Source organism: Methylobacterium sp. Leaf469 (genome assembly GCF_001424745.1).
Taxonomy (GTDB): domain Bacteria; phylum Pseudomonadota; class Alphaproteobacteria; order Rhizobiales; family Beijerinckiaceae; genus Methylobacterium.
In genome coordinates, this window is record NZ_LMRE01000023.1 from 194,101 (window position 1) to 203,167 (window position 9,067).

General features: G+C 62.9%; 9 protein-coding genes. 5 read left to right on the forward strand and 4 right to left on the reverse strand.

Annotated elements, in window-relative coordinates; genetic code table 11:
- Positions 1-43: 43 nt before the first annotated feature.
- From ASG60_RS12155 to ASG60_RS23770, 3 genes are all read right to left on the reverse strand, one after another.
- Entirely contained in the window at positions 44-265 is a 222-nt protein-coding gene (locus ASG60_RS12155) for a hypothetical protein (protein ID WP_056385782.1), read from the reverse strand.
- Positions 266-412: 147 nt separating this feature from the next.
- Positions 413-613, reverse strand: a complete 201-nt coding sequence (locus ASG60_RS12160) for a hypothetical protein (protein ID WP_056173539.1) — start codon at positions 611-613, stop codon at positions 413-415.
- Positions 614-960: 347 nt separating this feature from the next.
- The gene (locus ASG60_RS23770; protein WP_274533798.1) at positions 961-1,092 is read right to left on the reverse strand and encodes a hypothetical protein; all 132 of its coding nucleotides are present in this window, start codon (positions 1,090-1,092) and stop codon (positions 961-963) included.
- Between the two features lie 497 nt (positions 1,093-1,589).
- Here ASG60_RS23770 and ASG60_RS12165 point away from each other — a divergent pair, with 497 nt between their 5' ends.
- On the forward strand, positions 1,590-1,790 hold the full coding sequence (locus ASG60_RS12165) for an Rmf/CrpP family protein (protein ID WP_056173544.1): 201 nt from the start codon (positions 1,590-1,592) through the stop codon (positions 1,788-1,790).
- A 729-nt stretch (positions 1,791-2,519) separates the two neighbouring features.
- On the opposite strand, the gene ASG60_RS12170 is transcribed toward ASG60_RS12165, so the two are convergent.
- Positions 2,520-2,720 (reverse strand): hypothetical protein, encoded by a 201-nt coding sequence (locus ASG60_RS12170; protein WP_056173547.1) that lies wholly within the window; start codon positions 2,718-2,720, stop codon positions 2,520-2,522.
- A 727-nt stretch (positions 2,721-3,447) separates the two neighbouring features.
- Between ASG60_RS12170 and ASG60_RS12175 the strand changes: the two genes are divergently transcribed.
- The 4 genes from ASG60_RS12175 to bcsS all read left to right on the forward strand — a co-directional run bounded on the left by ASG60_RS12175 (position 3,448) and on the right by bcsS (position 8,687).
- Entirely contained in the window at positions 3,448-3,663 is a 216-nt protein-coding gene (locus tag ASG60_RS12175; RefSeq protein ID WP_056173552.1) for a hypothetical protein, read from the forward strand.
- 214 nt (positions 3,664-3,877) lie between these two features.
- Entirely contained in the window at positions 3,878-4,879 is a 1,002-nt protein-coding gene (locus ASG60_RS23855; protein WP_082531734.1) for a glycosyltransferase, read from the forward strand.
- A gap of 265 nt (positions 4,880-5,144) precedes the next feature.
- Positions 5,145-7,556, forward strand: a complete 2,412-nt coding sequence (locus ASG60_RS12185) for a response regulator (RefSeq protein ID WP_056385784.1) — start codon at positions 5,145-5,147, stop codon at positions 7,554-7,556.
- Between the two features lie 354 nt (positions 7,557-7,910).
- Positions 7,911-8,687, forward strand: a complete 777-nt coding sequence (bcsS, locus tag ASG60_RS12190; RefSeq protein WP_056173566.1) for a cellulose biosynthesis protein BcsS — start codon at positions 7,911-7,913, stop codon at positions 8,685-8,687.
- Positions 8,688-9,067 lie beyond the last annotated feature (380 nt).

Sequence of the window (9,067 nt, forward strand, 5' to 3'; positions counted from 1 at the left end):
CGCCTTGCCGCTTCCGCGGAGACGATCGTGCGTCTGCGAGAGATCAGCCCAGAAGCCAATGAAACACGAGCGTCACCCCCGCGCCGACGATGGCCAGACCCAGCAGGGTGATGCTGCTGACCTGATCGACCTTATCGACGGTGTCTCCGGCGCGGTGCTGTGGTTCAATCGTAGAACTTTGGCGACCGACAGGTGTAGGATCGGCGTTGACGACGTCCAGAGTTGTCTTGAGCGGTGTCGCGGTGGACCGGCTCTGCGCGTTCATGACTGTCACTCCTGCGAGATCGAACAGACGATGCGCGGTCATCGGCCGATGGTGGCTGGGTCTAGAACGACTCGCTCGCAGCCTGACCACGGAATTCGGGATTCGCTCACGGCGGCGCCTCGGTCGGCGACCGCCGCAACTCGTCGCTCAGGGGTTGCCACGCCCGCGATGGTTCGGATCGATACCGCCATCCGGCCTGGTCTCGTTCTCTATGTCGCCCTCAACGGTAGAATCCGCCGCGATGTCTTCGAAATCGTGGCCGGTCATCCCTTTGGATTGCCCGATACCCGGATTTCCTTTGAGATCTGCGTCCGTTGGGGTCTCGGTCTTCAAATGCTTGTTCGACATGGTGACTCCTGTTGCTTGGCTGGGTCGGCCCTGCCGGGAGGGCTGCCGGTGTATGTTTTCAACCCGACGGCAGGAGCCTCGTTCCTGGCTTTCGACCCCAGGCGACCCTGCGCCGCAACCCACATCGCAGACGCCGCACCGGTGGATCGTTCCCACCGATGGACCGAGCGCGAGATCGGCCCAGATTCATCCTCTGCCGCCGAGAGGGCGAGAGTCCGGTCGCCGAACGCAGCGTTTGGGGTGGCTTGGCGTCGGTTACGGCGCGAAGCAGTGCGGCTCCTGAACGAGCGCCCACGGGACGGTGGGCCTGCGCCCGCTCGCGTGGCGAGATCCCAGCCGCGGGGAGTTCAGGAACGCCGCTTCGCGAAAGAGAGGCTCCCGTGTGCTGCCCCCTTCAGCACCCAGAACCCGATACGGATATAGGCGAGCCACACGAGAAGTTGGCGGCGGATGCCGGTCGGAGCGTGGTCGTCGATCATGGCTGCGTCCCACGTGAGGCCTTGGAGCCCACCACGTCATCTAGTACTTTAGTACTGGTATAAATAGAGCCGCCCCGAGCGGCTACCTTCACGTTTCGGTGCGCCTTCACCGCAGCGCCTCGGCCGTGCCTGGCGGAGCCGATTGTCGTAATCGGGAGCGTCGTTCTTGCTAAGACCTACACGTGGAACGATTCACGGCACAAACGGACGGCCGTCAGCCGCATCGCGGCCGACGACCAGGATCGAGTTCGCGACGATGTCTTGTGCTCTTCGAACGCAAACGCTGGCGAACTCGTGAATGGGTAGGGCCTTGGCATCCGACACAACCGCTGCGACGAACGAATACCCCTCCCAAGGGGTTCTTTCGTCGACCCGACTTCACCCGCCCGGCGCGAAGCCGGGCGGGTTTTTCGTCGCACGCGCTGAGTTCCAATGATCCTCTTCGGTGGATTTCGCGTTTCCCCCGGCGAACTCCAGATCGCCAGGGAGATGATGACATGAGCTACGGCGCCACCGCGAGTGACAGTCCCTTCATCAAGGGTCGGAACGCCCGCCTCAACGGCAGGAGCCGAGAGGCCTGCCCCTACACCGAAGGCACTGCGGATTACGTTGCGTGGATGCAGGCCTTCGACGAGGCCGCGACCGACGATACCGGAACGGAATCCGGAACGATCGACCCGCAGAAGGCAGCCGAGTAGCACGCGCCACGCGTTCTCTTCTCCTCACCCGCCCGGAGCGATCCGCGGCGGGCTTTTTGTGACTCGGTTCGAGCGAAAAGCCGAGGGAGGGGGAGACACGAATTGCTCAAACAGTAAGGCGGACATGGGAGAGACCCGGCCACCATGGGTTGCCACTCGCTGAAATGGATCGACGCCAGACCAGATCCGTATTCCCTAATAATAAGATTTTATAATTGATTGATCCACTAATATCTATTGGAACAATAATTTTTCGAACGAATTTTAATACTACCGCACATGGAGAACAAAATGCCGAAGATTATAACCTATTTTTTGCCTCGGCTTTTCTGATTGTCAGCGGGGGGATATCGAATGCACAGGAACCCGAGACGACGGTCCCGTCGAGGACTTCACCGGCGGGCACGGCCGGTGAGATGCATAAGGGTGAGCAAATGAAGGCCGGTGAGATGGGTGGCGGTTTTGGGAATACGGGCGTTGCAGGCGCATCACCCGCAGCCGATGGGAACAAGACACAGGATTCTCGGACGACCGAGACACGAGACCGTTGAGACGGGATCCGCATCCGAAACGCAGCGAGAAATAACCCGTGTGATTCGCAGCTGTGGCGTTCTCTGCCAAAGCGCTTTCTCCCCACAGGGGACGCTTCGTGAGACGCTACCTCCACCCGCCCAGCTCCGGCTGCGGCGGGCTTTTCCGAAGCCGCCCGATCGGGCTCGCCGAATAGCGCTACTGGGTCCAGTACTCGTTCTGAGAGTCGTCGAGGTTCCGCGTGATCACCCGGCCGACCTCCTTCATCAACACACGCATCAGCGTGGCAAGGTGGGCGTCCCCCGAATCGAAGATGTCCTCCGCGAGAGCGAGCGTGAGTCGACCGAGCCGCTCACGGGTCGCAGCGTCCAGTTCCTTACCATCCTGCGGATCGGACATCGTTTCTCCCTCGCTCAAGGCGTTGCGCTCTTTTGCGCCACCACGATTGCGCGGCGACGTTCTCGAAAATATCGGTGCAAATATTACAGGCGCTCAACCTTGAAATCGACAAGACAACCGCCTTGCACAATGGCGCCTGTCACGATTTTGATCTCTCGCTAATCCGACTCATGAAACCGTTTCAGAAATTAATAACATTCCGGAGAGACAAATCATCGCGCAAGTTGAATATTCGAATATTGATGACCAAATTTTTCTTATTGCCGAATTGTTTTTAAGCGTATATTTAAAAAACACAGTGCTACGCCCAGACAGATCATACCGGACTATTATTTATGTAATTAATAAAATAACAACTCGGTCAAAAGATACTTATACTACGACGATGGCGACTTGAACATTGGTCCAGCCCGATAAAACAGACCCCGAGCCCCAACGGATTTCTATAGTCATTGGAAGATGCGACCAGGTGGCGCCCTCGGCATTCACATATATCAGAAGCACACGAAAATGTGCCCTCCAACCTTCGAAACGGGCGATGCCAACAGCAACGCCCAACCGTAGAGCTCGGGTTCGTCCGCCGTCATCGACCTTACGCAGGAGGGAACCAATAAGGATACAAGATCGAAAAACATCAAGCTTCCGCATCGGTCAAACAATGCGTTCTTCCCCATAATGCGCTAAGGTGAGGAAGAGTGATGTAATACCTCAATCCAGAGACACCAACGTGCCGACGCGCTACCGCTTTGACCTGGAAGATGATCGAACAGTATTCCGAGATGAGATCGGCGTCGAAACAGACGATCTCGATCACGCAATCGCTCAGGCTGTGTCGGCCATCGATGAACTGAGATTCATAGGCGTGACCCGAACACTTTACATCGGTTGGCATCTCGTCATCTGCGACGACAGCGGCACCGAGTTGAGGCGCGTCCGGCTTTAAGCCTTATTCGGCAGAGAGCGGATCGGCCCGAAATTCACGACGGTCAAAAGAACCACTGGGCCTCAGGCAAGGCGTCAGCGACCGGGACCGGCACGCGGCTTCCCGCTTCCGGATTGGTGGGTGGTTCCAACGCGCTGCGCTCTGCGCTACGAGATTGCCGATGAGACTACGAAACTTCACACGAAAACTCGATTCCGACTTTCCGGCGAGCCGAATGCCGGGATTCGACGAGAAGTTTTACCTCGCTGCCTATGCCGATGTCCAACAATTCTCGGGCACCCCGCTGCAGCACTATCTGACGCATGGATGGAAAGAGGGGCGAGATCCAAGCCGCGGCTTCAGTGGCGACGGGTATCTCGCGGCGAATCCCGATGTCAAAGCGAGCGGTCTGAATCCGCTGGTGCACTTTCTCGGTCATGGATTGGCAGAAGGTCGGAAAGGATGGGAGAAGGAATCCCATTCCCCCGCACCTGTAGCACGACATCAATACGTTAGAGACAACCCGCTGCTCAATTCTCATGCCGAAAACAGTATGGTTTTCATGTATTGGGTGAGTCAGGATCTGAAGGAGCCTCCGGCAGCGCCGGCTTGGCGTGCCATCTACCCGAAGTTCACGGTCTTTTCCGATGACGATGTCGTACCATTGATGCCGCAGGCATTTGTGCCGATCTTCAAAGCTATTCGTCTGCCCTCCGCCAAATCGGATATCGCCCGCTTTTTCCTCCTCCGTGAATACGGTGGCTTCTATATCGACGCGCATGTCGGGCCGACGTCTCCTGCACAATTGATGGAGACGCTCGATAAGCTGAATTCTCACGACCTGATCCTGTTCGGCAAAGGCTGGAGCATGACGAAGGTTACGGATTTCGACCTCATGAACGGGGTTCTGGCTGCACGAAAGAACTCCCCGTACATCGATCTGGTTCTTGATCGGATGATAGCGAACGTCCTGGAACATAAGAAAAAAGAAGACGCGACCGCCGCCTATGTTCCCTATGGACTTTTCGAGATGACCGGCACCTACGTCATCATACAGGCATACTTCGATCAGTCACTTCCTCGGCCTGAGATCAAAGCCGAGTATCGTGACAAGATATTCGTTCATTTCATGAAAAACGAAACGGATTCCGGGTTCGAAGTGGCGGCATTCTACACTTACCGGAAACCGAACAATCATTGGAGCGAGCGGCAAAACAGCGAGCGTTTCTTCATCTGAAGTCCCGAACGATGGCCGCAACGGGTCCGGGTTGTGGGTCAGCCACATGACGGCCTCGTGCTGGATGATCCGGCTGAAGGCCGTTTCGGGCGTCCGGGGGAAGCGGGCAACCGATGCTCCCCATTCCGGCCGAATCATCGGGCGCCGGAGTGTCTTCTGCTTTCGCCGCGCGCCTTGTTAACGCGTCCTTAGCCCCTTCCAGCCTCCGGTAGACATAGGCGCGTCGGTGACGCTTCGCGCCCGATTGCGGTGGAACCGGATACTCATGCTCGAGAGATTGCGGATCTCGCTGAAGGTCGTGAACGGCGTCCAGGTCGGACTCGTGGCAGGCCTCGCCTGCGTCGGCGCGTGGCTGATTCTGCCCACCGGCCGGGAATCCCTCGAGATGCGGGAGACCGCGCGCCTCGCGGCACGCAACCTCGCGGGAGCGATCGACCTCGGATTGAAATCCGTCGAGACCGATGCCCGTTCGGCAGCCATGCTCCTGAAGGTGGGCGAGTCGGCGGCGGACGACGAGCGGCGCGGCGACACCCTTCGCGAATGGCTCGGCCTCCATCCAACCTACGCCGACGCGATGCTGGTGGGTGCCGACGGTGCCGTGCGGGTCTCCAGCGGCGGTGGCAGCGCGCCGGTGGGTCAGGCTTGGTTCCGCCGAGCCCGCGGGGCCGACATCGCCGTGGCGACGGAGCGCGGCGCCGTTCATCTCAGCGTCGCACTGGGCGGCGATCATCTCGTGCTGCGCGTCGGACCGGCTTGGTTCGGCGAACTGGAAGCCCGCGTGCGCGACGGCCTCGCCGTGTCCACATCCAGACTCGCCCTCAGCGTGACGGGTGCGGACGGAATCCCGCTCTCGGGTGTCGCCCCTCCGCGTCCGCTGCCCGACGGCGCCGTCGAAGCCACGACGCAGACCAGTGGCGCTCAGGGATTGGCGAGCACCGGCTGGGCGGTCACCTCGGTGATGGCGCCGGCGCCCGCGAGTGTCCGGCTCCCGGACCGGACATTCGCACTCCTCGTCCTCACCATGATCTTCGGCGGCACGGGACTGGGCTACGCCGTCGCGATGTATCCCGCCCGGCGCCTGCGGCGTCTGGCCCGCCCCCTCGACACCGTTTCGGCACCCGACGAGGCGGCACGGATCACCGAGATCGACGACCTCGAGCGGGCACGCGACTCCCTCGCACCGCGCGACGATCGCGGGACGCGGGATGCCCGCACGGGGCTCGGCCGGATCCGCGCACGCCTGCGCACCTTCGAGGCCATGTCGGGCTGGACCCTGTGGGAGGTCGATCCCTCGACCCGGCAGGTGATCTGGACGGACCCCAGCCACGAGACCGGACTCGCCGGCGACCGCTCGATTGCGCTGGACGAACTGATCGACGGCATTCTTCCGGCCGATCGCGCCCTGATGCGGCTGACCATGGAGGCCGCCATGGCCGAGGACGGTCCGCACGACGTGGTGCTGCGCACCTCCCATGCGGGCCCGGAGGGCGGAGAGCGCCGCCTCCTCGTGCGCTTCCGGCGCGGCGAAGCCCGGGAGGAGGGCGGTGTCCGGCTCCTCGCCCTCAGCCGCGAAATGGACGACAGCCACGAGCCGACGGCCGCCGTCAACGAGCGGCGGCGCGACGCGCCCCTCCGACGGGTCACCGACGGCATCGTCCACGACGTCAACAACGCCCTCACCGTGGTGACGGCCAATCTCGGCATCCTGAAGCGGCGGCATACCCTCGGCACGGCCGAAGCGCGGCTGGTGGATGGGGCCCTGGCCGGCGCCGCGCGCGGGGCCGCCCTGACACGCCGGATGGCCGGGCTGGTCCGTTCGGACAAGGGAAGCCTCGCGGAGGCCGACATCGCAGCGACGGTGGCGTCGTTCCTGCCGTTCCTACAGGCGCAGGTGCTCGGTGAGATGCCGGTCATGAACCGCTTGGCGGCCGACCTGCCCACCGTGCGCTGCAGCGAACCCGTCATCGAGGTCGTACTCCTCAACCTCGCCTTCCACTTCCGCGATTGCGGCTTCGACGGGTTCGCCGTCGCGGGCAGCGCGCACGAGACCGAGTCCGAGATCCTCCCCGGCCTCCTGGCGGGCCGCTATGTCCGCCTCGTCGTGGCCAGCGGCCGCCCGGCACGGCAACGCCCATCGCCCCCGGCCGGGGTCGCGCCGCTGGAGGCGGTGGCGGAACTGGTCGCGGGAATCGGCGGCCGCTTCGCGATCCAATCGGACGGGTCGGGGGCCGAGCCCTTCCTCGCCGACCTCTGGCTTCCGGCCGAGGCTCGTCGCGCGGAGGCCGCCCCAGAGCGGGCTGGCGCGACGCGCCTGCTACGCGTGCTCCTCGTCGAGAGCGACAGTCTCGTCCGAGCGTGCCTCGCCGAGGTGCTGACCGATCTCGGCCATGCTGTCGTCCAGGCGGCCTCCGGTGCACATGCCCTCGAAGCGCTCATGCGGGACGGTGCCTTCGACGCGATGATCACCGATTACGCCATGCCGGTGATGTCCGGCCTGCAACTCGCCGCGACGGTGGTCGAGCGTCATCCGGGGGTGCGCGTCATCATTGCCGGACCGCATGGCCACCTGCCGGCCACCGCCCGCCGGTTCCTCCAGCTCGACAAGCCGTTCCGCGAGGAGGACCTCGCCGCCATCCTCTCGGCCATCGCCGCGGCCCCCCTGGCCCACGCCGCCTGAAACGGGATCGGCCACCCCGGGATACCGGCCCGGGGGACAGGGATGCCTCGACGGCCGGTCCAGGCGGCCATGTCGTTCACCCGCCAGAACGCCGGTCCGGTTTTGCCCGTACCGCATGCGCCTCGCCGGTCGCACTGCCTTGTGGCATTCGCCGTGCGCAGCTGTCGGGTTCGTCGATGGTACGACCGGCCATCCGTCCATGAATGCTCATCGATGTCTCAGGACGACACAGGCCGCGCTCTGGAAGACTTTGAGCGGCAGACGGATATTAACCTTCATCGATCATGAATCGGACCGTGCGGTTCTCAGGAATCTGAGCCCAGGTTTTCGCAGGCACAAAGCGAGCTTCGATCCATGCATGGCCTGAAGGCGTCCGCCGTTCTCGGCACCCTCGTCGCTTTTCCGGCGACCGTGTTCGCCGCCGATCTTCCCAATCCCCGCACCACCAGCACCGAGTGGTACACCGGCGCCGAGGCGCAAGGCATCGACGACAGCTGGCGCGTCGCCGTGGACGGGTCCACCAGCGTCACCTCGAACAGCTCCGCCTTCGGCTCGGTGACGGGGACCATCGCGGCTGCCGGAACCCTGACCCAGAGCGGGCCGCGCGTGCGCATCGACGGCACTGCGGGGACCTACTCCTATCCAGGACAGGGCGTCGCCCAGCGCGTCACCGGTTACCAGCAGGAGGGCGCGGGCCTGCTCGGCTACGAGTGGATCTGGGCCGATGCGGCACTGGCCGGCTATCTCGGCTTCAACGTCCGCAGCAACCAGCTTTCCATCGCCGATCCGGGCAACCCCGTCGTCGGCACCGGAGTCGGCCTCAAGGTCGCGGCCAATTTCTACGCCACCCCTACGGACCGGACCATGGTCTCGGCCTACGGCTCGTACTCGACCAAGTTCAACGCCTATTACTCCCGTGTCCGGGCCGGCTACATGGTCGCCGACGGCGTCTATCTCGGCCCGGAGGCCCTGTTCCTCGGCGACGATTTCTTCCGGCAGTACCGTATCGGCGCGCACCTGACCGGCGTCCGGTTCGGGCCCGTGGCGATGTCGGTGGCGGCGGGCTTTGTCCAGGATCGCATCCAGGGCAGCGGCTACTATTCGAGTCTCGAAGCACGCATGCAGTTCTGAGGGGATCTCGGCGCACGGCCGGGCGTCATGTCCGCCGAATCGGATCCGGACCGCTCGAGTATCGCGTGGATCTGACGACACGTCTGCGATCTTGTCGGACGCGTTCGCCACCCGAATCGGTCCCCGCGGCGGCATCGCTCGCGTGACACGCGCTCGGGTCCGGGTACCCTCGCACCGTGCAGCGACATTCTACCACAGGCACCGAATGCCCGGACGGCTCGACCTCCATCGATCGCCCGGCGCCGGCGCCGTCACCGCCTTACTGTGCAGCGCACAAGACATTTCTTCATCCGAGGCCGATTGTCAGATCGCCGTTGCGCCCTTGCGAGACGTTTCCGCTGCAACCAGGGGGAAAAACAATCGTCGGGCCCGGGAATTCC

Bases quoted from the DNA above. Each gene is read 5' to 3' on its own strand.
- ASG60_RS12155 (WP_056385782.1), bottom strand. From the start codon at position 265: ATGAACGCGCAGAGCCGGTCCACCGCGACACCGCTCAAGACAACTCTG.
- ASG60_RS12160 (WP_056173539.1), bottom strand. From the start codon at position 613: ATGTCGAACAAGCATTTGAAGACCGAGACCCCAACGGACGCAGATCTC.
- ASG60_RS23770 (WP_274533798.1), bottom strand. From the start codon at position 1,092: ATGATCGACGACCACGCTCCGACCGGCATCCGCCGCCAACTTCTCGTG.
- ASG60_RS12165 (WP_056173544.1), top strand. From the start codon at position 1,590: ATGAGCTACGGCGCCACCGCGAGTGACAGTCCCTTCATCAAGGGTCGG.
- ASG60_RS12170 (WP_056173547.1), bottom strand. From the start codon at position 2,720: ATGTCCGATCCGCAGGATGGTAAGGAACTGGACGCTGCGACCCGTGAG.
- ASG60_RS23855 (WP_082531734.1), top strand. From the start codon at position 3,878: ATGCCGGGATTCGACGAGAAGTTTTACCTCGCTGCCTATGCCGATGTC.
- ASG60_RS12185 (WP_056385784.1), top strand. From the start codon at position 5,145: ATGCTCGAGAGATTGCGGATCTCGCTGAAGGTCGTGAACGGCGTCCAG.
- bcsS (WP_056173566.1), top strand. From the start codon at position 7,911: ATGCATGGCCTGAAGGCGTCCGCCGTTCTCGGCACCCTCGTCGCTTTT.